The following is a 23,094-nucleotide window of genomic DNA, read 5'->3' on the forward strand; positions in this document are numbered from 1 at the left end:
CCTTTCTCTGGGTCAGACCCGGCGCCGCTTGGGAGGGCGGCAGCCGTTGTGGGCGGTCGGAGTGACGTCCTGGATGGTGCCGACCTCGAGGCCGACCGCACCCAGGGAACGGATCGCGGTCTCACGGCCGGAGCCGGGACCCTTGACGAACACGTCGATCTTGCGCATGCCGTGCTCCATCGCCCGGCGTCCGGCGGCCTCGGCGGCCATCTGGGCGGCGAACGGGGTCGACTTGCGCGAACCCTTGAAGCCGACGGTGCCCGCGGAAGCCCACGAGATGACCGCGCCGGTCGGGTCGGTGATCGTCACGATCGTGTTGTTGAACGTGCTCTTGATGTGCGCGTGGCCGGCGGCCACGTTCTTCTTCTCCTTGCGGCGCACCTTCTTCGCGCCGGCCGCTGTGCGGCTCTTGGGAGGCATAGGTCAGTTGCTCCTGGGGTGGTCGAAAATCATCCGGGTCATCACTTCTTCTTCTTGCCGGCGATCGCCTTGCGACGACCCTTGCGGCTGCGGGCGTTGGTCCGCGTGCGCTGACCACGCACCGGCAGGCCGCTGCGGTGCCGGCGACCCTGGTACGACCCGATCTCGATCTTGCGGCGGATGTCCGCGGTGACCTCACGGCGGAGGTCACCTTCGATCTTGTAGTTGGCTTCGATCCAGTCCCGGAGCTTCACCAGTTCGTCGTCGCCCAGTTCATGGACGCGCTTGTCACCGGAAACCCCGGTGTTCTGCAGCGTCTCCAGGGCGCGAGTACGGCCTACACCGAAGATGTAGGTCAGAGCGACCTCGATGCGCTTGTCGCGCGGAAGGTCGACTCCTACGAGGCGTGCCATGTGGCGGTGTTCCTTTCGTCGGCAGAGGTGTGGTGGCGCGCCGCGTCCTTGCCCGCCTCGGTGAGTTTGCTGTCACCGGCAAGGCCCCGGCCTCTGTTCCGGGGGCGACGTCCGGCCTGTGTTTCCTGGCCGGACGAGCATGCGCGCTGTGGTGCGAAAGTGCTGTGTGCTGCTCGACTGGGGGCTGTCAGCCCTGCCGCTGCTTGTGCCGCGGGTTCTCGCAGATCACCATGACCCGGCCGTGACGGCGGATCACCTTGCACTTGTCGCAGATCTTCTTGACGCTCGGATTGACCTTCATCGAGCTTCTTTCTTCGACAGGTGTTGTGGTGGTCTTACTTGTACCGGTAGACGATGCGACCCCGGGTGAGGTCGTACGGCGACAGCTCCACGACGACCCGGTCCTCGGGGAGGATCCGGATGTAGTGCTGCCTCATCTTGCCGCTGATGTGCGCGAGCACCTTGTGCCCGTTGGACAGCTCAACACGGAACATCGCGTTCGGCAGGGCCTCAACGATGGTGCCCTCGAGTTCGATGACTCCCTCTTTTTTGGGCATGTCCTCGCACTTCTGTAGACGTGACTGACTATGGCTACAAAGAGCCAAGGAACGAGTGTACGTCACTCCCCCGCACGAAACCCAATCGAGACCCCTGGTCAGGTATGGGTGGCGGCCCACTGTTCGCCCTCGCGCCAGATTGCTTCGGGCATCAGGTCCAGGAGATCACAGGCTGCGTCCAGTTGTGCGAGTGCAGTGACGGAATCGCGGTACGCCGGGAGGATCGCGACGAAGCGGCGTCCTTCGCAGCTGAAGCCGAAGGGCGGGACCTGGGCGAGGGCCTCGACCGCGCGCGGGTGCAGGACGGCCTGGGCCTGATCCTCGCGACCGTTGAACAGGCAGTAGCGACCGGGCAGGCCGTCGACCGTCAGGTCCAGCGGCAGCAGACTGGCCGCGGCGACCTGCGATAGCGAGGCGGGCAGCACCTGGAGCGGCGGGAGCGGGCGATCCACCTGCAGATCGAGGAAGTCGAAGCCGAGGTCACGGCGCCGTACCTTGTGCCGGAAGCGCCCGGTCCAGAACTCGCGGCCGCGGTGCCGGCCCGTCGTCACATCGGACACCTCGGCATCGGGGTCGATGTCGAACGGCGGGAACGGCCAGCGATCCCGCAGTTCGGGCTCGGTGGCCTTGATCCGCCAGCCCAGCTGGGTGACCGCGTCGGCCCAGGACTTCCGCAACCGGCCGTCCGCGACCCGCATCGCCAGCGTGAACAGGATCAATACCAGGAACCAGGCGAGCATCATCCAGCCGACCCAGCGCGGCTCCAGCAGCAGCCCGGCCACCACCAGTGGAATGGCCACGGCGAACCAGATGACGTACACCAGGGCGGATCCCCGCCGCAGCTGCCAGGCCAGGTCCGGCCGCAGACGCGGTCCGGCGACGCGACGGCTGACCGGGGCCGCTGTCAACGGCGCCTGCCGAGGCTACCCATCGCGATCAGGGCCCACGGGATCAGCAGCCAGACCGGCCAGAAGTGCGGCCAGTGCCCGCCGTTGGCGAGTCCGATCACGAACCAGATCACCACATTGACCATCACGACGCCGGTGAAACCACCGATCGCATTGCCGCGTTTGTCCGGCTGGGCGTCCTTCTTGCGCTCCGGGAACTCGCCCGGAGCCGGCGCCGGCTTGCTGTCCTGCACCACCGCCGGGGTCTGGTACGTCCGCACCGGCGGCAGGTCACGCACCAGTGGCTCGAGTTCGCCGTAGGTCTGGACGGCGTACAGCTGGTCCAGGCGGGAGGAGAACTCGGGCTGGTCCAGCCGGCCGTCCGCGAACGCGTCCCGCAGCCGCCCGGCGATCTTGTCCCGGTCGGCTTCGGTGAAACGCTGGTGCGGCTGGTACTGAGGCATGTCTCAAGTGTGCCTCAGCCCGGGGTTCGGCTGCGTCCCCCGATGGGCTGACCCCGGATGTAGTTCTTCTAGTCAGCGAGCGCGCCGCAGGCGATCCCGAGCTCCGCGAGCTTGGCCTCGCCCCCGTCCAGGGCGGTCAGGATCCACGGGCCCTTCGGAGTCAGCGTGAAGGTGTGCTCGGTGTGCGCCGCGGACCGGCCGTCATCGGTGACGACGGTCCAATCGTCCTCGAGCGTGTGATTCTCCTGCTTGCCGAGCGTGAGCATCGGCTCGACGGCGAGCGCCATCCCCTCGACCAGCTTCGGTCCGCGGCCCGGACGGCCGAAGTTCGGCACGTTCGGCGGCTGGTGCATCGCCGAACCGATCCCGTGCCCGACGAAGTCCTCGACGATCCCGTACGACGAATTGGCCCGGACATAGGCCTCGACGGCAGCCGAGATGTCGGTGAGCCGGCCGCCGAGCTTCGCGGCGGCGAACCCACGCCACATCGACTCCTCGCAGATCCGGGCCAGCTCGAGCAGGTCGGCACCGACCTCGCCGACACCGACGGTGATCGCCGCGTCACCGTGCCAGCCGTCCACGATCGCGCCGCAGTCGATCGAGATCAGGTCGCCGTCGGCCAGCACCCGCTCGCCGGGGATGCCGTGCACGATCTCGGCGTTCACCGACGCGCAGATCGAGCCGGTGAAGCCGTGGTAGCCCTTGAACGACGGGACCGCACCGGAGGACCGGATGTGGTCCTCGGCGATCGCGTCCAGCTCACCGGTGCTGATACCGGCCTTGACCTCACCGCGGAGCAGTTCCAGCGTGCGGCCGACCACCAGGCCGGCGGCACGCATGGACAGGATCTGCTCGCGGGTCTTGATCTCGATGCCGCGGTCCCTGAACATCACACCCCGTGTCTTACTCCGTGATCGACTTCAGCGCGACGAGCACCCGCTCGCTCACCTCGTCGATCTCGCCGACGCCGTCCACCTCGCACAGCAGGCCGCGCTGCGCATAGACGCGCAGCAGCGGCTTGGTCTCAGCCGTGTAGACGTCCTGCCGGTGCCGGACGACCTCTTCGGAGTCGTCCGTGCGGCCCTCGGTGTGGGACCGCTTCATCATCCGGTCCACCAGTACGTCGATGTCGGCGATCAGCGCCACCACCGCGTCCAGCTTGTGACCGTGCTCGGCCAGGATGTCGTCCAGCGTGCCCACCTGGGCCAGGGTCCGCGGGTACCCGTCCAGCAGGAACCCTTCGCCGGCGTCCGCCTCGGACAGCCGGTCGCGGACCATCGCGTTGGTGACCTCGTCCGGGACGTAGTCACCGGCGTCCATGTAGCGCTTCGCTTCGAGCCCGAGCGGCGTCTCGTCCTTGACGTTCGCACGGAAGATGTCGCCGGTGGACACGGCCGGGATATTCAGGCGTTCCGCAAGCACCTTTGCCTGCGTGCCCTTGCCCGCCCCGGGCGGACCCATCAGCAACATTCTCATCAGCGCAGGAACCCTTCGTAGTTACGCTGCTGCAGCTGACTCTCGATCTGCTTCACCGTGTCCAGTCCGACGCCGACCATGATCAGGATCGACGTACCACCGAACGGGAAGTTCTGGCTCGCGTTCAGCAGGACGAGCGCCACCAGCGGGATCATCGAGATCACCGCCAGGTAGAGCGCGCCCGGCAGCGTGATGCGGGACAGCACGTAGCCCAGGTACTCCTCGGTCGGCCGTCCCGCCCGGATCCCGGGGATGAAGCCGCCGTACTTCTTCATGTTGTCTGCAACTTCCTTCGGGTTGAAGGTAATCGAGACGTAGAAGTAGGTGAAGAAGATGATCAGCGCGACGTACGTCACCATGTAGATCGGGTGGTCGCCCTTGACCAGGTTCCCTTGGATCCACTGGGCCCACTTCTTGTCCTGCTGGAACTGGCTGACCAGCACCGGTAGGTAGAGCAGACTCGAGGCGAAGATGACCGGGATGACACCGGCCTGGTTCACCTTCAGTGGGATGTACGTCGAGGTGCCGCCGAACATCCTGCGACCGACCATGCGCTTGGCGTACTGCACCGGGATCCGGCGCTGCGCCTGCTCGATGAAGATGACCGCGGCCATGATCACGAGGCCGATCGCGACCACCACCACGAAGGTGGGGATGCCCTTCTCCTTGCGGATGTTCCACAGCTGGGTCGGGAAGGTGGCGACGATCTGGGTGAAGATCAGGATCGACATGCCGTTGCCGACGCCGCGGTCGGTGATCAGCTCGCCCAGCCACATGATCACGCCGGTACCGGCGGTCATGGTGAGCACGATGACACTGATCGTGAACCAGTCGTCGCGGTGCAGCAGCGGCTCCTGGCAGCCCTGGAACAGCCGGCCCGGGGTGCGGGCCAGCGCCACGAAGGCGGTGGACTGCAGGATCGCCAGACCGACGGTCAGGAACCGGGTGTACTGGGTGATCTTGGCCTGGCCCGCCTGGCCTTCCTTCTTCAGCGACTCCAGCCGCGGGATGACCACGGTGAGCAGCTGCAGGATGATGCTGGCGGTGATGTACGGCATGATGCCGAGCGCGAAGATCGCGAGCTGCAGCAGCGCGCCGCCGGAGAACAGGTTGATCAGGTTGTACAGGTTGGCGTTGGCGCCACCTTGCGCCTGCTTGAGACAGGTGTTCAGCGACTGGACGTTCACGCCAGGCGCCGGCACGACCGAACCGATCCGGAAGATCACGACGATGAAGAGCACGAACAAGATCTTCCGGCGCAGGTCCGGAGTCTTGAACGCGTTGGCAAAGGCGCCTAACACCCTGTCCTCCCACATGTTTCCTCTGCCCGCTCAGGGCAGGGGCCTAGCAAAGCAGCTGGGCAAGAGACGAACCAGGGCTCGTCCGAACTCCAGCGCACGATATCAAGCGCCGGCTCGCACGAGCCCTGGACCTCGTTACACCTCGGTGGTGGTTCCTCCGGCCGCCTGGATCTTCTCCAGGGCGGACTTCGAGAACTTGTGCACCGAAACCTGCAGTGCCACGGTCAGTTCGCCGTCACCCAGTACCTTCACCGGCTGACCGCTGCGGACCGCGCCCTTGGCGACCAGCTCGGCCACGCCGACCTCGCCACCTTCGGGGAACAGTTGTCCGAGCTTGTCCAGGTTAACGACCTGGAACTCCACTCGGTTCCTGCTCTTGAAACCCTTGAGCTTCGGCAGCCGCATGTGCAGCGGCATCTGGCCACCCTCGAACCACTCGGGGATGTTGTTGCGCGCCTTGCTGCCCTTGGTACCGCGGCCGGCCGTCTTGCCCTTGCTGCCCTCACCACGACCCACGCGGGTCTTGGCGGTCTTGGCACCGGGCGCCGGACGCAGGTGGTGAACCTTCAGCGCCATGTCAGTCGACCTCCTCGACGGTGATGAGGTGGCGAACAGTGCGGACCATGCCACGGATCTCCGGGCGGTCGTCGTGAACGGCGACGTCGCCGATCCGCTTCACGCCCAGCGTGCGCAGGGTGTCGCGCTGGTTCTGCTTGCCACCGATGCCGGAACGGGTCTGAGTCACCTTCAAGCGTGCCATCAGGAAGCCGCCTCCGCCCGCGCCTTCAGCAGCGCCGCCGGGGCGACGTGCTCGACCGGCAGGCCACGGCGCGCGGCCACGGCCTCCGGGGTCTCCAGGCTGCGCAGCGCCTCCACCGTGGCGTGCACCACGTTGATGGCGTTGGCCGAACCCAGCGACTTGCTCAGCACGTCGTGGATCCCCGCGCACTCCAGTACCGCGCGCGCCGAGCCACCCGCGATCACACCGGTACCGGGAGCGGCCGGGCGCAGCAGCACCACGCCGGCGGCCTTCTCACCCTGGACCGGGTGCGGGATGGTGCCCTGGATCCGCGGCACCTTGAAGAATGCCTTCTTGGCCTCCTCGACACCCTTGGCGATCGCCGCGGGCACCTCCTTGGCCTTGCCGTAACCCACACCGACGGTGCCTTCACCGTCGCCGACGACCACGAGGGCGGTGAAGCTGAAGCGACGACCACCCTTCACGACCTTGGCGACACGGTTGATGGCTACCACGCGCTCGATGTAGGCGGTCTTGTCAGCTGCCTGACCGCGACCACCGTCGCGACCACGGCGCTCACCACCGGCGCCGCCTCCGCGACGCTGCTGGCCTCCGCTCATTTCATCTCCTCGCTTCGCTCGGCGATTCCATTCGCGGAACGCTGCTGTGCTGTCTGGTTCACTCGCTGGCGCTCGCTCACGGAACGACCTTCTTCCTTGTACGTCGCCATGTCAGAACCCGAGCCCGCCCTCACGGGCGGCGTCGGCCAGGGCCGCGATCCGGCCGTGGTACTTGTTCCCGGCCCGGTCGAACACGACCGAGTCGATGCCGGCTGCCTTGGCCCGGTCGGCGATCAGGCCGCCGACGGTCTTGGCCTTGTCGGTCTTGTTCGCCTCCGCGCCACGCAGGTCGGCCTCCATGGTGGAGGCGGACGCCAGCGTCTTGCCGGCCACGTCGTCGATGACCTGAACGAACAGGTGCCTCGACGACTTGGTGACCACCAGCCGCGGCCGGTCGGCCGTGCCGTTGATCTTCTTCCGGACCCGGATCTGGCGACGCAGGCGCGACGCCGTCTTCTTGGCGGAGTGCTTGTGCGGACGCAGTCCGATCGCCATGGTTACTTACCAGCCTTTCCGACCTTGCGGCGCACCTGCTCGCCGGCGTACCGCACACCCTTGCCCTTGTACGGCTCGGGCTTGCGCAGCTTGCGGATGTTGGCGGCAACCTCGCCGACGGACTGCTTGTCGATTCCCTGCACCGAGAAACGGGTCGGCGCCTCCACCGTGAACGTGATGCCTTCCGGCGCGTCCACCGTGATGGTGTGGCTGTACCCGAGCGAGAACTCCAGCTGGGCCGGGCCCTTGGAGATGACGCGGTACCCCACGCCGACGATCTCGAGCTTCTTCTCGTAGCCCTCCGTCACTCCGGTCACCAGGTTGGCGATCAGGGTGCGGGACAGGCCGTGCAGTTCCTTGCTCTTGCGCTGGTCGTCCGGGCGGGTCACGGCGATGGCGCCGTCCTCGTCCCGGTTGACCGCGATGGGCTCAGCCACGACGTGCGAGAGCTGACCCTTGGGACCCTTCACGGTGACCGTCTGGCCGTCGATCGTGACGTCGACGCCGGACGGGACCGAGACCGGGAGCTTACCGATGCGAGACATTTCTGTGGTCCTCCTTCCGGTTCTTCGTCACCAGACGTAGGCGAGGACTTCCCCGCCAACGCCCTTGTTCTTGGCCTGACGGTCGGTCAGCAGTCCCTGGGACGTCGAGATGATCGCGACGCCCAGGCCACCGAGGACCTTGGGCAGGTTGGTCGACTTCGCGTAGACCCGCAGACCCGGCTTGCTGATCCGGCGGACGCCCGCGATGGAGCGCTCCCGGCTCGGGCCGAACTTGAGGTCGACGATCAGGGTCTTGCCGACGGCGCCTTCCTTGGGCTCCTCCACCTTGTAGGAGGAGATGTAGCCCTCCTGCTGGAGGATGTCGGCGATGCCCTGCTTGATCTTGCTGTACGGCATCGAGGTCGACTCGTGGTACGCCTGGTTGGCGTTGCGCAGACGCGTCAGCATGTCTGCGATCGGGTCGGTCATCGTCATGGCCTGGGGCCTCTTTCCCGCCGTGGTTTCGCCGTCCGGCGACCTACGGTGACTAGATGGTGAGTGGAGAAAAGATCGGGGGTGGAGACGGTCACCAGCTGGACTTGGTCACACCGGGCAGCTCGCCCCGGTGCGCCATCTCCCGCAGGCAGATCCGGCACAGGCCGAACTTGCGGAAGACCGCCTTCGGCCGGCCGCAGCGCTGGCAGCGGGTGTAACCGCGCACCGCGAACTTCGGCTTCCGGGCCTGCTTGACCTTGAGTGCTGTCTTCGCCACGTCAGTTCTCCTTGAACGGGAAACCGAGCTGCCGCAGCAGGGCCCGGCCCTCGTCGTCGTTCTTCGCGGTGGTCACCACGGTGATGTCCATGCCCCGGACCCGGTCGATGCGGTCCTGGTTGATCTCGTGGAACATCACCTGCTCGGTCAGGCCGAAGGTGTAGTTCCCGGTGCCGTCGAACTGCTTCGGCGACAGACCGCGGAAGTCACGGATCCGCGGCAGCGCGAGCGCCAGCAGCCGGTCCAGGAACTCCCACATCCGGTCGCCGCGCAGCGTCACGTGCGCGCCGATCGGCATGCCCTCACGCAGCTTGAACTGCGCGATCGACTTGCGGGCCTTGGTCACCTGCGGCTTCTGCCCGGTGATCGCGGCCAGGTCCTTCACCGCGCCCTCGATCAGCTTCGAGTCGCGAGCCGCCTCGCCGACGCCCATGTTCACCACGATCTTGGTGAGGCCGGGCACCTGCATGACGTTCTCGAACTGGAACTGCTCCTGCAGCTTGCCGACGATCTCCTCGCGGTACTTCGTCTTCAGCCGCGGCTGGACCCTGGTTTCGGTCACTGCGGTGGTCATCAGATCTCCTCGCCGGTACGCCGCGCGACCCGGACGCTCCGGAAACCGGTGTACGTCGAGCCGTCGGGGCGCCGCTTCTGCACCTCGACGCGGTTGTAGCCGACGCGGGTGGTCACCTTCTGCTTCTTGCCGTCCTTCTCGACCTCGACGACGAGCATCACGTTCGAGACGTGGATCGGGGCTTCCTGGGTGACGATGCCACCCGTGGTGCCGCCGCGCTGGGCCTGCTGCACCTTGGTGTGCTTCTTGACCCGGTTCACGCCCTCGACGATGACCTTCTCGGCGTCGGGCAGGACCTGAATGATCTTGCCCTCGAGGCCCTTGGACTTGCCGGCGATCACGCGGACGAGATCACCCTTCTTCACGTGCAGTTTCCTCTGCGCCATCTCAGAGCACCTCCGGGGCGAGCGAGATGATCTTCATGAAGCGCTTCTCCCGCAACTCCCGGCCGACCGGCCCGAAGATGCGGGTACCGCGGGGCTCGCCGTCGGCCTTGAGGATCACCGCGGCGTTCTCGTCGAAGCGGATGTAGGAGCCGTCCGGACGCCGGCGCTCCTTCACGGTCCGCACGACGACCGCCTTGACGACGTCACCCTTCTTCACACCGCCGCCCGGGATCGCGTCCTTGACGGTGGCGACGATCGTGTCACCGACACCGGCGTAGCGCCGACCGGAGCCACCGAGCACCCGGATGCAAAGGATCTCCTTCGCACCCGTGTTGTCGGCGACCTTCAGTCGCGACTCCTGCTGGATCATCTGTTGATCTCCTGGTTGTCTCGCTGGTTCTCACGTCCGTGAGCCTTGCGGAACGAATGATTTCGATTGGTTCCCGGACGTACCGGCAACTACTTGGCCTTCTCGAGGATCTCCACGACGCGCCAGCGCTTGGTCGCCGACAGCGGCCGGGTCTCCATCAGGAGGACGCGGTCGCCGGTGCCGGCGGCGTTCTGCTCGTCGTGCGCCTTCAGCTTGCTGGTGCGACGGATGACCTTGCCGTACAGCGCGTGCTTGACCCGGTCCTCGACCTGGACGACGACGGTCTTGTCCATCTTGTCGCTCAGCACCAGGCCCTCACGGGTCTTGCGGCGGCCTCGCGTCTGGGTGGTCGTGCTCACGGTCTCGTCCTTCGCGTTCTCGGTCATGCCTTGCTCCCAGCCTTCTCGCTGTCGTCCGCGGTCTCCTCGACCTCGGCCTCGACCTCGGCCTCGGCGGCCGGGGCGTCGACCTCGTCGGTGATGCCGAGCGCCCGCTCGGTCAGCACCGTGTAGATGCGGGCGATGTCCTTGCGGACGGCGCGCAGCCGGCCGTGGGACTCCAGCTGGCCCGTGGCAGCCTGGAACCGGAGGTTGAACAGCTCCTCCTTGGCTTCACCGAGCTTGCTCATCAGCTCGTCCCGGCCCAGGTTCCGCAGCTCGGCGGCAGTCTGGATAGCCATCAGTTCTCACCTGCCTCTCGGGCGATGAAGCGGCACTTCATCGGCAACTTGTGGATCGCACGGCGGAGGGCCTCGCGAGCGATGTCCTCCGGTACGCCGGACAGCTCGAACAGGACCCGGCCGGCCTTGACGTTGGCGATCCACCACTCCGGCGAACCCTTACCGGAACCCATCCGGGTTTCAGCAGGCTTCTTGGTCAGCGGGCGGTCGGGGTAGATGTTGATCCACACCTTGCCGCCACGCTTGATGTGCCGGGTCATCGCGATACGCGCGGCCTCGATCTGCCGGTTGGTGACGTAGTGGTTCTCCAGCGCCTGGATGCCGAAGTCACCGAAGGCCAGCGTCGTACCACCCTTGGCAGCGCCGGAGCGCTTCGGGTGGTGCTGCTTGCGGTGCTTGACCTTGCGGGGGATGAGCATGGTTCAGCTCTCCGTTCCGGTCGTCTCAGCGGGCTTGTCGGCAGCGGGGGCGGTCGCCTCGGCCCGCGGGGCCTCGGCGCGGTCGCCACCACGGCCACCGCGGTCGCCACGGTCGTCCCGACGGTCGTCGCGACGGCCACCACGGCCACCACGGTCGTCGCGGCGGGCCGGCCGGCGCTGCTGAGTGGCGGCACGGGCCGCGGCCTGCGCCTCGCGCTCGGCCCGGGAGCCGGCCACGTCACCCTTGTAGATCCAGACCTTCACGCCGATCCGGCCGAAGGTCGTGCGAGCCTCGTAGAAGCCGTAGTCGATGTCCGCGCGGAGCGTGTGCAGCGGCACCCGGCCCTCACGGTAGAACTCCGACCGCGACATCTCCGCGCCACCGAGGCGGCCGGAGCACTGGATCCGGATGCCCAGGGCGCCGCCACGCATGGTGGTCTGCATCGCCTTGCGCATCGCGCGGCGGAACGCCACCCGGCCGGACAGCTGCTCGGCCACGCCCTGCGCGACCAGCTGGGCGTCGACCTCGGAGTTCTTCACCTCGAGGATGTTCAGCTGCACCTGCTTGCCGGTGAGCTCCTCCAGGCTGCCCCGGATCCGGTCCGCCTCGGCGCCACGGCGACCGATGACGATGCCCGGACGGGCGGTGTGGATGTCGACCCGGACGCGGTCACGGGTGCGCTCGATCTCCACGCGGGAGATGCCGGCGCGCTCCATGCCCTTGCTCAGCAGGCGGCGGATCTTGACGTCCTCGCCCACGTAGTCCTTGTACAGCTTGTCGGCGTACCAACGGCTCTTGTGATCGGTGCTGATGCCGAGACGGAACCCGTGCGGGTTAACCTTCTGGCCCACGTCAGGACTCCTTCTTCTCAGCGGTCTTCTTGGCAGCCGTCTTCTTGGCGGTCGCCTTCTTGGCCGGCTTGTCGTCGGCCTTGTCGGCGGCGGCCTTCTTGGCCGGAGCCTTCTTGGCCGTGTCCGCCTTCTTGGCTGACTTCTTCGCCGGGGCCTTCTCGGCCGGCTCTTCCTCGACCCGCGGCGTCACGACCACAGTGATGTGGCTGGTCCGCTTGTCGATCCGGGTGGCCCGGCCCTGGGCACGCGGGCGGTGACGCTTCAGCGTCGGACCCTCGTCCACCAGGACCTTGGTCACGACCAGGTCGGCCCGGCTCAGGTGCTCGGTGCCCTCGGCGTTCGCCGCGGCGCTGTCGACGACCTTGTACACGGTCGCGGCAGCGGCCTGCGGGGCGAACTTCAGAGTGGCGAGTGCGTCGTCGACGCCCAGACCGCGCACCAGGTCACCCACGCGGCGCGCCTTCATCGGCGTCACGCGGACGAAGCGCGCGACCGCGAAGGCCCCGGGCTCGTCGCCCAGCAGGCTCTCGCGACGGGCACTGACGGCCCTACGCTCTTGAACGCTCATGATGTTCGAATCTCTCCGTAGGTTGCTATCGCTTCATCACTGACCGAGGTCAGCGACGCCGTGACTTCCGGTCGTCCTTCTCGTGACCCTTGAACGTGCGGGTCGGGGCGAACTCGCCGAGCTTGTGCCCGACCATCGCGTCCGTCACGAACACCGGCACGTGCTTGCGGCCGTCGTGCACCGCCAGCGTGTGGCCGATCATGTCCGGCACGATCATCGATCGGCGGGACCAGGTCTTGATGACGTTCTTGGTGCCCTTCTCGTTCTGCACCTCCACCTTCTTCATCAGGTGGTGGTCGACGAACGGGCCCTTCTTCAAGCTGCGTGGCATTCTGGCCGGCTCCTATCAGCGCTTCTTGCCGGCCTTGCGGCGCCGGACGATCATGCGGTCGCTTTCCTTGCGGGTGCGGGTACGCCCCTCGGGCTTGCCCCACGGGGACACCGGGTGGCGACCACCCGAGGTCTTGCCCTCACCACCACCGTGCGGGTGGTCGACCGGGTTCATCGCGACACCGCGGACGGTCGGGCGCTTGCCCTTCCAGCGCATCCGGCCCGCCTTGCCCCAGTTGATGTTCGACTGCTCGCCGTTGCCGACCTCACCGAGGGTGGCCCGGCAGCGTACGTCGACCATCCGGACCTCGCCGGACGGCATCCGCAGGGTGGCCATCCGGCCTTCCTTCGCGACCAGCTGGATGCTGGCACCGGCCGAGCGGCCCATCTTGGCACCGCCACCCGGGCGCAGCTCGACGGCGTGCACCGTGGAGCCGACCGGGATGTTGCGCAGCGGCAGGTTGTTGCCGATCTTGATGTCGGCGGCCGGGCCGTTCTCGACGATCGTGCCCTGCTTCAGGTTCGACGGGGCGAGGATGTAGCGCTTCTCGCCGTCGACGTAGTGCAGCAGTGCGATCCGCGCGGTGCGGTTCGGGTCGTACTCGATCTCGGCGACCTTGGCCGGCACGCCGTCCTTGTCGTACCGCTTGAAGTCGATCAGCCGGTACGCCCGCTTGTGACCGCCACCGTGGTGCCGGGTGGTGATCTTGCCGGTGTTGTTCCGGCCGCCCTTCTTGGGCAGCGGACGCAGCAGCGACTTCTCGGGGGTCGAACGGGTGAGCTCGACGAAGTCGGCCACGCTCGAGCCACGACGGCCCGGCGTTGTCGGCTTGTATTTGCGGATACCCATTACGACTGGCCTCCGAAGATGTCGATGCGGTCGTCACCCTTGAGGGTCACGATCGCCCGCTTGGTGTCCGGGCGCTTGCCCCAGCCGGCACGAGTCCGGCGGCGCTTGCCCTTGCGGTTGAGGGTGTTGACGTCGCTGACCTTGACCTTGAACACCTTCTCGACCGCGAGCTTGATCTCGGTCTTGTTGGCGTTCGGGTCCACCTCGAACGTGTACTTCTGCTCGTCCAGCAGGCCGTAGCTCTTCTCGCTCACGACCGGCCGCAGCAGCACGTCCCGCGGATCCTTGTTGACTCCGTGGCTCATGCTTCAACCTCCTGCTCGGCCTCAGTCGACGTTGCGACGGCCTTGACGGACTTGCCCTGGGGCGCGCCGGCGACGAAAGCGTCGAGGGCACCCTGGGTGAACACGACCGCGTCGCTGCACAGCACGTCGTACGCGTTCAGCTGGTCGGCCGCGATCAGGTGCACGTGCTGCACGTTGCGCAGGCTCAGCCAGGTGAGCTCGTCGGCCCGCTCGACCACGACCAGGACCTTGCCCGGCTCGGTCGCCGCGGCCAGCACGTTCAGCGCGGCCTTGGTGGACGGCTTCTCACCGTCGACGAACTTCTCGACCACGTGCACGCGGCCGTCACGGGCCCGGTCCGAGAGCGCACCGCGGAGCGCGGCGGCGATCATCTTCTTCGGGGTCCGCTGGCTGTAGTCACGCGGCACCGGGCCGTGGACGACGCCACCACCGGTGAACTGCGGCGCGCGGATCGAACCCTGGCGGGCGCGACCGGTGCCCTTCTGCCGGTACGGCTTGGTGCCACCGCCGGAGACCTCGCCCCGGGTCTTGGCCTTGGCTGTGCCCTGGCGGGCCGCGGCCAGCTGGGCCACGACGACCTGGTGGATCAGCGGGATGTTGACCTGGACGTCGAACAGCTCGGCCGGAAGCTCGGCGGAGCCCTTCTTGGTGACCTTGTCGCCCTTCACGACGACGACGTCGACCGAGCTCATTTCTGGGCTCCCTTCACAGCTGCGCCCTTGGCGGCGTTGCGGATCAGCACGAGGCCGCCCTTGGGACCGGGCACCGCACCCTTCAGCAGGATCAGGCCACGGTCGGTGTCGACCGCGTGCACGGTGATGTTCTGCGTGGTGACCTGCTCGGAGCCCATCCGGCCCGCCATCCGCAGGCCCTTGAAGACCCGGCCCGGGGTGGCGCAGCCGCCGATGGAACCCGGCGAGCGGTGCTTCTTGTGGACACCGTGGGTGGCGCGGAGGCCGTGGAAGCCGTGCCGCTTCATCACACCGGCGAAGCCCTTGCCCTTGCTGGTGGCGGACACGTCGACCCGCTCACCGGCCTCGAAGGCCTCGGCCTTGATCTCCTGACCCAGCGTGTACTCGCTGGCGTCGGCGGTGCGCAGCTCCAGCAGGTGGCGCCGCGGCGTCACGCCGGCCTTGTCGAAGTGGCCGCGCATCGGGCTGGTGACCTTGCGGGGGTCGATGTCGCCGAAAGCGATCTGGACGCCGTCGTACCCGTGGCTGTCCGAGGTGCGAACCTCGGTCACGACGCACGGGCCGGCCTGGATCACGGTGACGGGGACGACACGGTTGTTCTCGTCCCAGGTCTGGGTCATGCCGAGCTTGGTGCCCAGCAGACCGCGCGTGTTCTTGGTAGAAGTGCTCATTGGTTGTTCGCGTCCCTCAGAGCTTGATCTCGATGTCGACACCGGCCGGCAGGTCGAGCCGCATCAGCGAGTCGACGGTCTTCGGCGTGGGGTCGATGATGTCGATGAGCCGCTTGTGGGTGCGCATCTCGAAGTGCTCGCGGCTGTCCTTGTACTTGTGCGGCGAGCGGATGACGCAGAACACGTTCTTTTCCGTCGGCAACGGCACCGGGCCAGCAACCTTCGCACCAGTACGCGTCACCGTGTCGACAATCTTGCGCGCCGAGCTGTCGATGACCTCGTGGTCGTAGGCCTTCAGCCGGATGCGGATCTTCTGTCCCGCCATCGCTTCGCTTCGTCCTTCTCTATCGTCAACGTCTGCGTTGCTCCGACCCCCGCGGTCGGGTGTGTCGCGTGCGCGGCACGCACGTGACTCACCGCTTCTTCGACCTGGAATGGTGATCGGGGCCTGGTCTCGGACCAGAACCTCGGCATGGTCTCCGGTCCGGCGCACCCGCCAGACGCATGGTCTGGGGCGCGCCCCGGCGGCCTCGCCTGAGCAACCTGAATATTGTGCCAGAGATCGGCGCCGGAACGCCAATCGGGTGGCTTCACGCTCGATCCGGTGCCACCTGAGCACCGGATCGGGCGCAAAGCAGAGGTCCGCGGGGCTCAGGATGCGAGCCCTCGCGGACCTCGTGAGATCACTTGATGATCTTGGTGACCCGGCCGGCGCCGACGGTGCGGCCACCTTCGCGGATCGCGAACTTCAGACCCTCTTCCATGGCGATCGGCTGGATCAGCTCGACCGACATGTCGGTGTTGTCGCCCGGCATGACCATCTCGGTGCCCTCGGGCAGCGTGACGACGCCGGTGACGTCCGTGGTGCGGAAGTAGAACTGAGGCCGGTAGTTCTGGAAGAACGGCGTGTGACGGCCGCCCTCCTCCTTCGACAGGATGTAGACCGAAGCGTCGAAGTTGGTGTGCGGGGTCGTGGTGCCCGGCTTGATGACGACCATGCCGCGCTCGACGTCCTCGCGCTTGGTGCCACGAAGCAGCAGACCGACGTTCTCACCGGCCTGGCCCTCGTCGAGCAGCTTGCGGAACATCTCGATACCGGTGACCGTGGTGGTCTGCTTCTCCGGACGGATGCCGACGATGTCGACGGTCTCGTTGATCTTGACGACACCGCGCTCGATCCGGCCGGTGATGACCGTACCGCGACCCGTGATGGTGAAGACGTCCTCCACCGGCATCAGGAACGGCTTGTCGATCTCACGCGTCGGCTGCGGGATGTAGGAGTCCACCGCGTTCATCAGCTCGAGGATCGACTCGCCCCACTTGGCGTCGCCCTGCAGCGCCGGGTGAGCGGCGACGCGGACGATCGGCGCGTTGTCGCCGTCGAACTCCTGCTCCGAGAGCAGCTCGCGGACCTCGAGCTCGACGAGCTCCAGGATCTCCTCGTCGTCGACCATGTCGCACTTGTTCAGCGCCACGACCATGGCCGGCACGCCGACCTGGCGGGCGAGCAGAACGTGCTCACGCGTCTGCGGCATCGGGCCGTCGGTGGCGGCGACGACCAGGATCGCGCCGTCCATCTGAGCCGCACCGGTGATCATGTTCTTGATGTAGTCCGCGTGACCCGGGCAGTCGACGTGGGCGTAGTGCCGGGCCTCGGTCTGGTACTCGACGTGCGCGATGGAGATGGTGATACCGCGCTGACGCTCTTCGGGCGCCTTGTCGATCTGATCGAAGGCCGATGCCTCGTTGAGCGTCGGGTACTTGTCGTGCAGCACCTTGGTGATCGCCGCGGTAAGAGTGGTCTTACCGTGGTCGATGTGACCGATGGTGCCGATGTTGACGTGCGGCTTAGTCCGCTCGAACTTCGCCTTCGCCACTGGGGCCCTCCTAGTTAAATGTTGACTACGCCGTACGCCGACGCGCTTGGGGTGTGGTGGTCAGGAGCGAGAGACTACTCGCCCCGGGCCTTCTTGATGATCTCTTCCGCCACGTTCTTCGGAACCTCGGCGTAGGAATCGAACTGCATCGAGTACGACGCGCGGCCCTGCGTCTTGGAACGCAGGTCACCGACGTACCCGAACATCTCCGACAGCGGCACCAGGGCCTTGACGACCCGGCTGCCACCGGGGCCCTCGTCCATCGACTGGATCTGGCCACGGCGGGAGTTGAGGTCGCCGATCACTTCACCCATGTAGTCCTCAGGGGTGGTGACCTCGACCGAGAACATCGGCTCGAGGATGACCGGAGTCGCCCGGCGGGCGGCGTCCTTGAAGGCCATCGAACCGGCGATCTTGAACGCGAGCTCGGAGGAGTCGACGTCGTGGTAGGCGCCGTCGGTCAGCGTGACCTTGACGTCCACCATCGGGTAGCCGGCCAGTACGCCGAACTCCATCGCTTCCTGCGCGCCCTCGTCCACCGACGGGATGTACTCCCGCGGGATCCGGCCACCGGTGACGGAGTTGACGAACTCGTAGCCGCCTTCGCCGCCGGCCTCGACCGAGGTCGGCTCGATGTTGATGATCACGCGCGCGAACTGACCCGAACCACCGGTCTGCTTCTTGTGCGTGTAGTCGACCTTCTCGACCTTCTTCTTGATCGTTTCGCGGTAGGCGACCTGCGGCTTGCCGACGTTGGCCTCGACGCGGAACTCGCGCTTCATCCGGTCGACCAGCACCTCGAGGTGCAGCTCACCCATCCCGGCGATGATCGTCTGGCCGGTGTCCTCGTCGGTCCGGACCTGGAAGGTCGGGTCCTCCTCGGCCAGCCGCTGGATCGCGACGCCCAGCTTCTCCTGGTCGCCCTTCGACTTCGGCTCGATGGCGACCGAGATGACCGGGGCCGGGAACTGCATCGACTCCAGCACGACCGGCTTGGCCGGGTCGGCCAGCGTCTCACCGGTGGTGGTGTCCTTCAGACCCATCACGGCGACGATGTGGCCGGCGCCGATCGAGGCGATCTCCTCACGCTTGTTCGCGTGCATGCGGTAGATCTTGCCGATCCGCTCCTTGCGCCCCTTGGTGGGGTTCAGGACCTGGGTGCCGGTCTCGAGCTTGCCCGAGTACACCCGGATGAAGGTCAGCTTGCCCAGGTGCGGGTCGGCCGCGATCTTGAACGCCAGCGCCGAGAACGGCTCGTTGTCGTCCGGCTTGCGCAGGACGACCTGGTCGCTGTCCTTGACGTCGTGACCCTCGATGGCCGGAACGTCGAGCGGGCTCGGCAGGAACGCGTTGATCGCGTCGAGCAGGGGCTGGACGCCCTTGTTCTTGAACGCGGTGCCGGTCAGCACCGGGGTCAGCTTGCTCGCGATGGTCGCGCGCCGGATACCGGCCACGATCTGCTCCTCGGTGGGCGCTTCGCCCTCGAGGTACATCTCCATGATGTCGTCGTCGGCCTCGGCCAGCGTCTCGATCAGCTTGTCGCGCCACTCGGCGGCGATCTCGGTGTGGCTGGCCGGGATCTCCTCGACCGTGTAGTCCTCACCCATCTTGGTCTCGCCGCGCCAGGTCAGCGCGCGCATCCCGATCAGGTCGACGACGCCGATGAAGTCGGACTCGGCACCGATCGGCAACTGCAGCACCAGCGGCACCGCGGCCAGCCGGTCGACGATCATGTCGACGCAGCGCATGAACTCCGCGCCGGTCCGGTCGAGCTTGTTGACGAAGCAGATCCGCGGTACGCCGTACCGGTCGGCCTGACGCCACACGGTCTCGGACTGCGGCTCGACGCCGGCAACGCCGTCGAAGACCGCGACGGCACCGTCCAGGACGCGCAGCGAGCGCTCCACCTCGACGGTGAAGTCGACGTGCCCGGGGGTGTCGATGATGTTGATGGTGTGGTCTTTCCAGGTCGCGGTCGTCGCGGCGGATGTGATCGTGATGCCGCGCTCCTGCTCCTGCTCCATCCAGTCCATCGTGGCGGCGCCGTCGTGGACCTCACCGATCTTGTAGGTGATACCGGTGTAGAAGAGGATCCGCTCGGTCGTCGTCGTCTTGCCGGCGTCGATGTGAGCCATGATCCCGATGTTGCGGACCTTGGCCAGGTCGGTGGTGATTTGTACGGCCACCTCGGTGGTCTACCTCTCGATTCTGTACTGCTGTCAAAGGGTGAGCGCTGGGGTCCGGATCGGACCCCGGATCACCAGCGGTAGTGGGCGAAAGCCTTGTTGGCTTCGGCCATCTTGTGCGTGTCCTCGCGGCGCTTGACCGAGGCTCCCAGGCCGTTGGAGGCGTCCAGGATCTCGTTCATCAGGCGCTCGGACATGGTCTTCTCGCGACGAGCCCGGGAGTACGTCGTCAGCCAGCGCAGCGCCAGCGTGGTGGACCGGCCCGGCTTGACCTCGATCGGCACCTGGTAGGTGGCACCACCGACGCGGCGGCTCTTGACCTCGATGCTCGGCTTCACGTTGTCCAGCGCACGCTTCAGCGTGATCACCGGGTCGGTGCCGGTCTTGGTCCGGGTGCCCTCGAGAGCGGTGTAGACGATGCTCTGCGCGATCTGCTTCTTGCCGTCGACCAGGATCTTGGAGATCAACTGGGTGACGAGCGGCGAACTGTAGACCGGGTCGATGATGACCGGACGCTTCGGGGCGGGGCCCTTGCGCGGCATTAGCTCTTCTCCTTCTTCGCGCCGTAACGGCTGCGCGCCTGCTTGCGGTTCTTCACACCCTGGGTGTCGAGCGAACCGCGGATGATCTTGTACCGGACACCCGGCAGGTCCTTCACACGACCGCCACGCACGAGCACGATCGAGTGCTCCTGCAGGTTGTGGCCGACGCCGGGGATGTACGCGGTGACCTCGATGCCGCTGGTCAGGCGGACACGCGCGACCTTGCGAAGGGCCGAGTTCGGCTTCTTCGGCGTGGTCGTGTAGACGCGCGTGCACACACCGCGACGCTGAGGGGAACCCTTCAGGGCGGGCGTCTTGTTCTTGGACACCTTGTCCTGGCGGCCCTTGCGGACCAGCTGCTGAATGGTGGGCACCGCGTAGGTCTCTTTCTGTCGTCCGGCTTTCTTCTGCTCTGCTTTTGCTGACCCCCGCGGTCGGGTGTGTCGCGTGCGCACGGGCGTACCGAAGCCGTAATCTTCCAGACTGTCGGCAGGAGTCCCGTGCCACGCGCGCAACCCGTTCGACCAGGGGCACGCATGACGGCCCAGGATGACCCGGGCACGATCGTTAAGACTAGCGGCTGCCTCAAGCACGGTCAAAATGACTAACCGCACGGGCCTGAGGCTGGTCCGCTCCTCCAGTTTACAGGGTCTACGGAGTGGCCCGGCCGGCCAGGAAAGCGGATGCCACCGCCCGGTCCCCCTCGACCGTCAGGACGCTCCCCGGCAACCGCTTCCAGAGGCACAGATCGAGCTCCGCGGCGGTGCCCGAGAGGACCGCCTCGCCGGCCGCCGCGCCTCGCTCCACCCGAGGCGGATCCCCTTCTGACACAGGCGTCAGCGTCCATTCGTCGCCGGTGTCAGTCGCCCGTACGCCGATCCGCCGGGTGACCGCCGGCGCGACCCGCCGGGCCAGCATCCGCGGCAGGAAGACACCGAACACTTCGTCCACTCCATCGGCCGCCAGGGTCGGAGGTACGACGGCCAGACCACTGGCGGCCCGCCGATCCGGGGCCGCGCCGGCCTGAACCGCGTCCACGAGATGGATGACTGTCTCATGCATGCGCCGCCGGGACCAGAACCCCGCGTACTGCGCGACCGGCGCGAAGTTCCAGCACGACTCGTCCGGATCGACGGCCCGGATCGCGGCCGCCAGCGCCGCGGTCGTACCGGCATACCAGTCACTCCAGGAGATCGTCGTACGCAGGACCTCCGGGACCCGCTGGGACGTGCCGCTGAGCAGGATGGACGCCGCCCAGCGCTGGCCGGAACCGATGTGCAGGGCCAGGTCGGCCAGCGTCCAGCCCGGGCAGGCGGGCACCTCGGACGCCGGGTCGGCCTGGTCGAGGACGGCCGCGAGCTCCGCGGCCGTCCGCTCGAACTCGGCCAGGTAGTCGATCGGTCCGTCAGGCACGGAACTCGACGTCGGTGATCAGTCCCTCGGAGACGCGGTACAGCGCGAGCATCGGGACCCCTGCGCCGGTGTCGTAGGCCAGCACGTGCTCGACCACCCACTCGCCCAGCATCAGCTTCTGCACGACCTCGGTCTTGCACCGGCCGGCCGCGAAGCGCGACCCGTAGTACTCACGCAGGAACCGGCGGCCCTTCAGCTCGGCGCCGTCGGCCAGGTGGATCCGGGCGGTTGGCGAGTACATCGCCAGGAACGCCTCCAGATCGTGTGCCGCGTACGCCGCGTGCTCGCGCCCCACCACCCGGGCAGCCGGAGTGTCCACCGGAACGGCGGGAGTGGTCGGAAGCGGATCGAGCGTCGGAACCGGAGCGGTCGGCGCCGGCTGACTGGCGGGCGCAGCCGGGGTCGGGACGTCCATCAGCGGTTCGGCCGCGGCCGGCGTGCGCGCGGCGGTCTTTCGGGATGCCGGGGCGCTCTTGGCCCTGGTCTTGGTGGTGGTCGTCGGTGAGGTGGATGCCGTGGTCACGCCGTCCGGGTCCTCGCCCAGGTGGGCGATCGCCCAGTCCAGGGCCTTGGTGACGGCGGCGCGTGATTCTTCGGTGTGGTCGAGCATGTCGAACCCGTGGTGCCCTTTCGGTACGTCGATGATGTCCAGCGCGCTGCCACCTGCGGAGACGAACTCCGCGACCGGACCGGCGAGTTCCTCACGCTCGCGTCCGGCTCGGGTGAGCAGCACCGGCAGATCCTTGTGTTTCCCGATCACTTCGGCGGCGGTGACCAGGTCGTCGACACCGGGCGGGGTGGCGAGCAGGGGGTAGGTCAGGGCGATGCAGCGCAGCCAGTCGGGGCGGCTGTCCAGCCACTCCCCGGCCAGCAGGCCCGCACCCGAGAAGAACCACAGCCCGACCCGATCGGGGTCGACCCGTGGATCAGAACGCAGTACGCCGATCGCAGCCTCCACCTCGTCCGCGGCGGTGACCAACTGGTCGAAGCCGCGAATCAGGCTGTGGTCGACGACTGCGGCCACCAGGCCTCGCCTGGCGACAGCGGTCGCATAGCCCTTGTAGACCGGCCAGTCCCGTGGTGTGGCCACGAGCTCGGCTGGTCCCGGTCCCCCGTGCACGAACAGCATCGCGCCCGTCCGGGCAGTCCCGGCCGGACGGTAGATGTCGATCTCGCCGAGCCTGTCCACCCGCACGTCGGGCCCGTCCAATACCCCCAGGACGAAAGGCCGCAGATAGGCCGGGAGATCCGTCATGGACCAATCTTGGCCTATCACCCGGACACTTTCAGCCCCGCCCCCGAGTGTCTTGTGCAGACCGGCGTACCAACTCGGCCAGAACGCCGGAATCCACGTCTGCCAAGCGTTTGACGTACAGGCATCCGGCGCTGGTCGTATGCGGTCCGAGGCGGGCCAGCAATTCGTCGTACCCGTCGAAACCGGTGGTCAGATAAAGCGTCAGGGCTTGTTTCCGGGCCGCGAATCCGACATCGAACCAGTCCAGCTCGCGACCGCTCTCGTAGACCAGGTGGCGGTCACCGAAACCGACGATCGACGGCCCCCACATGGCCGGCTCCTGACCGGTTGCCTTGGTGATCAGTGCGTTGAGCTCGCGGGCGTCATCGCCTCGGACTCCGGCGATGCCGGCCAGGTAGTCGTCGACGGACGCGTCCGTCTTCCGGGTCTTGTTCTCGGCCATGGCTCATCGTGCCCGGAATGCCGCGAGGGCGGCACCCCCTGGTGGGAGTGCCGC

The 23,094-nt window shown here is 67.2% G+C and carries 36 protein-coding genes and 1 pseudogene; all 37 read right to left on the bottom strand.

Features of this window, described 5'->3' with window-relative positions; translation table 11 throughout:
- Nucleotides 1-12 precede the first annotated feature (12 nt).
- Nucleotides 13-420, bottom strand: coding sequence for a 30S ribosomal protein S11 (gene rpsK, locus E0H73_RS25880; protein WP_012923659.1), 408 nt, complete (start codon nt 418-420; stop codon nt 13-15).
- A 41-nt stretch (nt 421-461) separates the two neighbouring features.
- Entirely contained in the window at nt 462-833 is a 372-nt protein-coding gene (gene rpsM / locus E0H73_RS25885) for a 30S ribosomal protein S13 (RefSeq protein ID WP_131360979.1), read from the bottom strand.
- 187 nt (nt 834-1,020) lie between these two features.
- Complete coding sequence (gene rpmJ / locus E0H73_RS25890) at nt 1,021-1,134, bottom strand: 50S ribosomal protein L36 (protein ID WP_008361054.1); 114 nt, start codon at nt 1,132-1,134, stop codon at nt 1,021-1,023.
- A gap of 34 nt (nt 1,135-1,168) precedes the next feature.
- Nucleotides 1,169-1,390 carry a translation initiation factor IF-1 gene (gene infA / locus E0H73_RS25895; protein ID WP_012923661.1) on the bottom strand — a complete coding sequence of 74 codons (222 nt, stop codon included), beginning with the start codon at nt 1,388-1,390 and terminating at the stop codon, nt 1,169-1,171.
- A 98-nt stretch (nt 1,391-1,488) separates the two neighbouring features.
- Complete coding sequence (locus E0H73_RS25900) at nt 1,489-2,298, bottom strand: hypothetical protein (RefSeq protein ID WP_131360981.1); 810 nt, start codon at nt 2,296-2,298, stop codon at nt 1,489-1,491.
- Nucleotides 2,295-2,741, bottom strand: coding sequence for a DUF1707 SHOCT-like domain-containing protein (locus E0H73_RS25905; protein ID WP_131360983.1), 447 nt, complete (start codon nt 2,739-2,741; stop codon nt 2,295-2,297). The genes E0H73_RS25900 and E0H73_RS25905 overlap by 4 nt, the downstream gene beginning before the upstream one ends.
- 68 nt (nt 2,742-2,809) lie before the next feature.
- Nucleotides 2,810-3,631 (bottom strand): type I methionyl aminopeptidase, encoded by an 822-nt coding sequence (gene map, locus E0H73_RS25910; RefSeq protein ID WP_420323435.1) that lies wholly within the window; start codon nt 3,629-3,631, stop codon nt 2,810-2,812.
- Between the two features lie 13 nt (nt 3,632-3,644).
- Entirely contained in the window at nt 3,645-4,217 is a 573-nt protein-coding gene (locus E0H73_RS25915; RefSeq protein ID WP_131360987.1) for an adenylate kinase, read from the bottom strand.
- Nucleotides 4,217-5,518, bottom strand: a complete 1,302-nt coding sequence (gene secY / locus E0H73_RS25920) for a preprotein translocase subunit SecY (protein ID WP_131361285.1) — start codon at nt 5,516-5,518, stop codon at nt 4,217-4,219. The genes E0H73_RS25915 and secY overlap by 1 nt, the downstream gene beginning before the upstream one ends.
- A gap of 135 nt (nt 5,519-5,653) precedes the next feature.
- Nucleotides 5,654-6,094: a 50S ribosomal protein L15 gene (rplO, locus tag E0H73_RS25925; RefSeq protein ID WP_131360989.1), complete on the bottom strand. Its 441-nt coding sequence runs from the start codon at nt 6,092-6,094 to the stop codon at nt 5,654-5,656.
- 1 nt (nt 6,095) lies between these two features.
- Nucleotides 6,096-6,278: a 50S ribosomal protein L30 gene (gene rpmD / locus E0H73_RS25930; protein WP_012923669.1), complete on the bottom strand. Its 183-nt coding sequence runs from the start codon at nt 6,276-6,278 to the stop codon at nt 6,096-6,098.
- A complete protein-coding gene (rpsE, locus tag E0H73_RS25935; RefSeq protein WP_131360991.1) occupies nt 6,278-6,877 on the bottom strand; it encodes a 30S ribosomal protein S5 in 600 nt (199 codons plus the stop codon). Before rpsE ends, rpmD begins: the two co-directional genes overlap by 1 nt.
- A gap of 111 nt (nt 6,878-6,988) precedes the next feature.
- The gene (rplR, locus tag E0H73_RS25940; RefSeq protein WP_131360993.1) at nt 6,989-7,372 is read right to left on the bottom strand and encodes a 50S ribosomal protein L18; all 384 of its coding nucleotides are present in this window, start codon (nt 7,370-7,372) and stop codon (nt 6,989-6,991) included.
- A 2-nt stretch (nt 7,373-7,374) separates the two neighbouring features.
- Entirely contained in the window at nt 7,375-7,917 is a 543-nt protein-coding gene (rplF, locus tag E0H73_RS25945) for a 50S ribosomal protein L6 (RefSeq protein WP_131360995.1), read from the bottom strand.
- A gap of 27 nt (nt 7,918-7,944) precedes the next feature.
- Nucleotides 7,945-8,352, bottom strand: a complete 408-nt coding sequence (gene rpsH / locus E0H73_RS25950; protein ID WP_131360997.1) for a 30S ribosomal protein S8 — start codon at nt 8,350-8,352, stop codon at nt 7,945-7,947.
- A gap of 91 nt (nt 8,353-8,443) precedes the next feature.
- Complete coding sequence (locus E0H73_RS25955) at nt 8,444-8,629, bottom strand: type Z 30S ribosomal protein S14 (protein WP_012923674.1); 186 nt, start codon at nt 8,627-8,629, stop codon at nt 8,444-8,446.
- A gap of 1 nt (nt 8,630) precedes the next feature.
- Nucleotides 8,631-9,203, bottom strand: coding sequence for a 50S ribosomal protein L5 (gene rplE / locus E0H73_RS25960; protein ID WP_131360999.1), 573 nt, complete (start codon nt 9,201-9,203; stop codon nt 8,631-8,633).
- Nucleotides 9,203-9,589, bottom strand: coding sequence for a 50S ribosomal protein L24 (gene rplX / locus E0H73_RS25965; RefSeq protein ID WP_131361001.1), 387 nt, complete (start codon nt 9,587-9,589; stop codon nt 9,203-9,205). Before rplX ends, rplE begins: the two co-directional genes overlap by 1 nt.
- A gap of 1 nt (nt 9,590) precedes the next feature.
- Nucleotides 9,591-9,959, bottom strand: coding sequence for a 50S ribosomal protein L14 (rplN, locus tag E0H73_RS25970; RefSeq protein ID WP_012923677.1), 369 nt, complete (start codon nt 9,957-9,959; stop codon nt 9,591-9,593).
- Nucleotides 9,960-10,048: 89 nt separating this feature from the next.
- A complete protein-coding gene (gene rpsQ / locus E0H73_RS25975; protein WP_131361003.1) occupies nt 10,049-10,345 on the bottom strand; it encodes a 30S ribosomal protein S17 in 297 nt (98 codons plus the stop codon).
- Nucleotides 10,342-10,638, bottom strand: a complete 297-nt coding sequence (rpmC, locus tag E0H73_RS25980) for a 50S ribosomal protein L29 (RefSeq protein ID WP_131361005.1) — start codon at nt 10,636-10,638, stop codon at nt 10,342-10,344. The genes rpsQ and rpmC overlap by 4 nt, the downstream gene beginning before the upstream one ends.
- Complete coding sequence (gene rplP / locus E0H73_RS25985) at nt 10,638-11,057, bottom strand: 50S ribosomal protein L16 (protein ID WP_131361007.1); 420 nt, start codon at nt 11,055-11,057, stop codon at nt 10,638-10,640. The genes rpmC and rplP overlap by 1 nt, the downstream gene beginning before the upstream one ends.
- Nucleotides 11,058-11,060: 3 nt before the next feature.
- Nucleotides 11,061-11,909 (bottom strand): 30S ribosomal protein S3, encoded by an 849-nt coding sequence (rpsC, locus tag E0H73_RS25990; RefSeq protein WP_131361009.1) that lies wholly within the window; start codon nt 11,907-11,909, stop codon nt 11,061-11,063.
- A 106-nt stretch (nt 11,910-12,015) separates the two neighbouring features.
- Nucleotides 12,016-12,477 (bottom strand): annotated as a pseudogene (gene rplV / locus E0H73_RS25995) (50S ribosomal protein L22); the annotation flags it as partial.
- Nucleotides 12,478-12,526: 49 nt separating this feature from the next.
- Nucleotides 12,527-12,808 (bottom strand): 30S ribosomal protein S19, encoded by a 282-nt coding sequence (rpsS, locus tag E0H73_RS26000; RefSeq protein ID WP_131361012.1) that lies wholly within the window; start codon nt 12,806-12,808, stop codon nt 12,527-12,529.
- Between the two features lie 15 nt (nt 12,809-12,823).
- The gene (rplB, locus tag E0H73_RS26005) at nt 12,824-13,657 is read right to left on the bottom strand and encodes a 50S ribosomal protein L2 (RefSeq protein WP_131361014.1); all 834 of its coding nucleotides are present in this window, start codon (nt 13,655-13,657) and stop codon (nt 12,824-12,826) included.
- Nucleotides 13,657-13,962, bottom strand: a complete 306-nt coding sequence (gene rplW / locus E0H73_RS26010) for a 50S ribosomal protein L23 (protein ID WP_131361016.1) — start codon at nt 13,960-13,962, stop codon at nt 13,657-13,659. The genes rplB and rplW overlap by 1 nt, the downstream gene beginning before the upstream one ends.
- Nucleotides 13,959-14,654 (bottom strand): 50S ribosomal protein L4, encoded by a 696-nt coding sequence (rplD, locus tag E0H73_RS26015; RefSeq protein ID WP_131361018.1) that lies wholly within the window; start codon nt 14,652-14,654, stop codon nt 13,959-13,961. Before rplD ends, rplW begins: the two co-directional genes overlap by 4 nt.
- On the bottom strand, nt 14,651-15,325 hold the full coding sequence (gene rplC / locus E0H73_RS26020) for a 50S ribosomal protein L3 (RefSeq protein ID WP_131361020.1): 675 nt from the start codon (nt 15,323-15,325) through the stop codon (nt 14,651-14,653). The genes rplD and rplC overlap by 4 nt, the downstream gene beginning before the upstream one ends.
- Before the next feature lie 16 nt (nt 15,326-15,341).
- Entirely contained in the window at nt 15,342-15,650 is a 309-nt protein-coding gene (rpsJ, locus tag E0H73_RS26025; RefSeq protein ID WP_012923688.1) for a 30S ribosomal protein S10, read from the bottom strand.
- 358 nt (nt 15,651-16,008) lie between these two features.
- On the bottom strand, nt 16,009-17,202 hold the full coding sequence (gene tuf / locus E0H73_RS26030) for an elongation factor Tu (protein WP_131361022.1): 1,194 nt from the start codon (nt 17,200-17,202) through the stop codon (nt 16,009-16,011).
- Between the two features lie 74 nt (nt 17,203-17,276).
- Entirely contained in the window at nt 17,277-19,337 is a 2,061-nt protein-coding gene (fusA, locus tag E0H73_RS26035) for an elongation factor G (protein ID WP_238164272.1), read from the bottom strand.
- Nucleotides 19,338-19,459: 122 nt separating this feature from the next.
- Nucleotides 19,460-19,930 (bottom strand): 30S ribosomal protein S7, encoded by a 471-nt coding sequence (gene rpsG / locus E0H73_RS26040; protein ID WP_131361025.1) that lies wholly within the window; start codon nt 19,928-19,930, stop codon nt 19,460-19,462.
- The gene (gene rpsL / locus E0H73_RS26045) at nt 19,930-20,304 is read right to left on the bottom strand and encodes a 30S ribosomal protein S12 (RefSeq protein WP_012923692.1); all 375 of its coding nucleotides are present in this window, start codon (nt 20,302-20,304) and stop codon (nt 19,930-19,932) included. Before rpsL ends, rpsG begins: the two co-directional genes overlap by 1 nt.
- A gap of 277 nt (nt 20,305-20,581) precedes the next feature.
- Nucleotides 20,582-21,343 (bottom strand): maleylpyruvate isomerase N-terminal domain-containing protein, encoded by a 762-nt coding sequence (locus tag E0H73_RS26050; protein WP_131361026.1) that lies wholly within the window; start codon nt 21,341-21,343, stop codon nt 20,582-20,584.
- Nucleotides 21,336-22,598 (bottom strand): nuclear transport factor 2 family protein, encoded by a 1,263-nt coding sequence (locus E0H73_RS26055; protein WP_131361027.1) that lies wholly within the window; start codon nt 22,596-22,598, stop codon nt 21,336-21,338. The genes E0H73_RS26050 and E0H73_RS26055 overlap by 8 nt, the downstream gene beginning before the upstream one ends.
- A gap of 31 nt (nt 22,599-22,629) precedes the next feature.
- Nucleotides 22,630-23,040 (bottom strand): DUF1801 domain-containing protein, encoded by a 411-nt coding sequence (locus E0H73_RS26060; protein WP_131361028.1) that lies wholly within the window; start codon nt 23,038-23,040, stop codon nt 22,630-22,632.
- Nucleotides 23,041-23,094: the final 54 nt, after the last annotated feature.

This window comes from Kribbella pittospori (genome assembly GCF_004331465.1).
GTDB lineage: Bacteria > Actinomycetota > Actinomycetes > Propionibacteriales > Kribbellaceae > Kribbella > Kribbella pittospori.

What these genes read in the sequence shown, in the direction of transcription:
- rpsJ (WP_012923688.1), bottom strand. Translation starts at nt 15,650, where the DNA reads ATGGCGGGACAGAAGATCCGCATCCGGCTGAAGGCCTACGACCACGAG.
- infA (WP_012923661.1), bottom strand. Translation starts at nt 1,390, where the DNA reads ATGCCCAAAAAAGAGGGAGTCATCGAACTCGAGGGCACCATCGTTGAG.
- rplN (WP_012923677.1), bottom strand. Translation starts at nt 9,959, where the DNA reads ATGATCCAGCAGGAGTCGCGACTGAAGGTCGCCGACAACACGGGTGCG.
- rplE (WP_131360999.1), bottom strand. Translation starts at nt 9,203, where the DNA reads ATGACCACCGCAGTGACCGAAACCAGGGTCCAGCCGCGGCTGAAGACG.
- rplF (WP_131360995.1), bottom strand. Translation starts at nt 7,917, where the DNA reads ATGTCTCGCATCGGTAAGCTCCCGGTCTCGGTCCCGTCCGGCGTCGAC.
- rpsM (WP_131360979.1), bottom strand. Translation starts at nt 833, where the DNA reads ATGGCACGCCTCGTAGGAGTCGACCTTCCGCGCGACAAGCGCATCGAG.
- rplD (WP_131361018.1), bottom strand. Translation starts at nt 14,654, where the DNA reads ATGAGCTCGGTCGACGTCGTCGTCGTGAAGGGCGACAAGGTCACCAAG.
- E0H73_RS25915 (WP_131360987.1), bottom strand. Translation starts at nt 4,217, where the DNA reads ATGAGAATGTTGCTGATGGGTCCGCCCGGGGCGGGCAAGGGCACGCAG.
- rpmC (WP_131361005.1), bottom strand. Translation starts at nt 10,638, where the DNA reads ATGGCTATCCAGACTGCCGCCGAGCTGCGGAACCTGGGCCGGGACGAG.
- rpsK (WP_012923659.1), bottom strand. Translation starts at nt 420, where the DNA reads ATGCCTCCCAAGAGCCGCACAGCGGCCGGCGCGAAGAAGGTGCGCCGC.
- E0H73_RS26055 (WP_131361027.1), bottom strand. Translation starts at nt 22,598, where the DNA reads ATGACGGATCTCCCGGCCTATCTGCGGCCTTTCGTCCTGGGGGTATTG.
- rpmD (WP_012923669.1), bottom strand. Translation starts at nt 6,278, where the DNA reads ATGGCACGCTTGAAGGTGACTCAGACCCGTTCCGGCATCGGTGGCAAG.
- rplC (WP_131361020.1), bottom strand. Translation starts at nt 15,325, where the DNA reads ATGAGCACTTCTACCAAGAACACGCGCGGTCTGCTGGGCACCAAGCTC.
- rplW (WP_131361016.1), bottom strand. Translation starts at nt 13,962, where the DNA reads ATGAGCCACGGAGTCAACAAGGATCCGCGGGACGTGCTGCTGCGGCCG.
- rpmJ (WP_008361054.1), bottom strand. Translation starts at nt 1,134, where the DNA reads ATGAAGGTCAATCCGAGCGTCAAGAAGATCTGCGACAAGTGCAAGGTG.
- rpsH (WP_131360997.1), bottom strand. Translation starts at nt 8,352, where the DNA reads ATGACGATGACCGACCCGATCGCAGACATGCTGACGCGTCTGCGCAAC.
- rpsG (WP_131361025.1), bottom strand. Translation starts at nt 19,930, where the DNA reads ATGCCGCGCAAGGGCCCCGCCCCGAAGCGTCCGGTCATCATCGACCCG.
- rpsE (WP_131360991.1), bottom strand. Translation starts at nt 6,877, where the DNA reads ATGAGCGGAGGCCAGCAGCGTCGCGGAGGCGGCGCCGGTGGTGAGCGC.
- rplP (WP_131361007.1), bottom strand. Translation starts at nt 11,057, where the DNA reads ATGCTCATCCCCCGCAAGGTCAAGCACCGCAAGCAGCACCACCCGAAG.
- E0H73_RS25905 (WP_131360983.1), bottom strand. Translation starts at nt 2,741, where the DNA reads ATGCCTCAGTACCAGCCGCACCAGCGTTTCACCGAAGCCGACCGGGAC.
- rplO (WP_131360989.1), bottom strand. Translation starts at nt 6,094, where the DNA reads ATGGCGCTGAAGGTTCACCACCTGCGTCCGGCGCCCGGTGCCAAGACC.
- rplB (WP_131361014.1), bottom strand. Translation starts at nt 13,657, where the DNA reads ATGGGTATCCGCAAATACAAGCCGACAACGCCGGGCCGTCGTGGCTCG.
- fusA (WP_238164272.1), bottom strand. Translation starts at nt 19,337, where the DNA reads ATGGCTCACATCGACGCCGGCAAGACGACGACGACCGAGCGGATCCTC.
- E0H73_RS26060 (WP_131361028.1), bottom strand. Translation starts at nt 23,040, where the DNA reads ATGGCCGAGAACAAGACCCGGAAGACGGACGCGTCCGTCGACGACTAC.
- rplR (WP_131360993.1), bottom strand. Translation starts at nt 7,372, where the DNA reads ATGGCGATCGGACTGCGTCCGCACAAGCACTCCGCCAAGAAGACGGCG.
- map (WP_420323435.1), bottom strand. Translation starts at nt 3,631, where the DNA reads ATGTTCAGGGACCGCGGCATCGAGATCAAGACCCGCGAGCAGATCCTG.
- rpsS (WP_131361012.1), bottom strand. Translation starts at nt 12,808, where the DNA reads ATGCCACGCAGCTTGAAGAAGGGCCCGTTCGTCGACCACCACCTGATG.
- rpsQ (WP_131361003.1), bottom strand. Translation starts at nt 10,345, where the DNA reads ATGACCGAGAACGCGAAGGACGAGACCGTGAGCACGACCACCCAGACG.
- rplX (WP_131361001.1), bottom strand. Translation starts at nt 9,589, where the DNA reads ATGGCGCAGAGGAAACTGCACGTGAAGAAGGGTGATCTCGTCCGCGTG.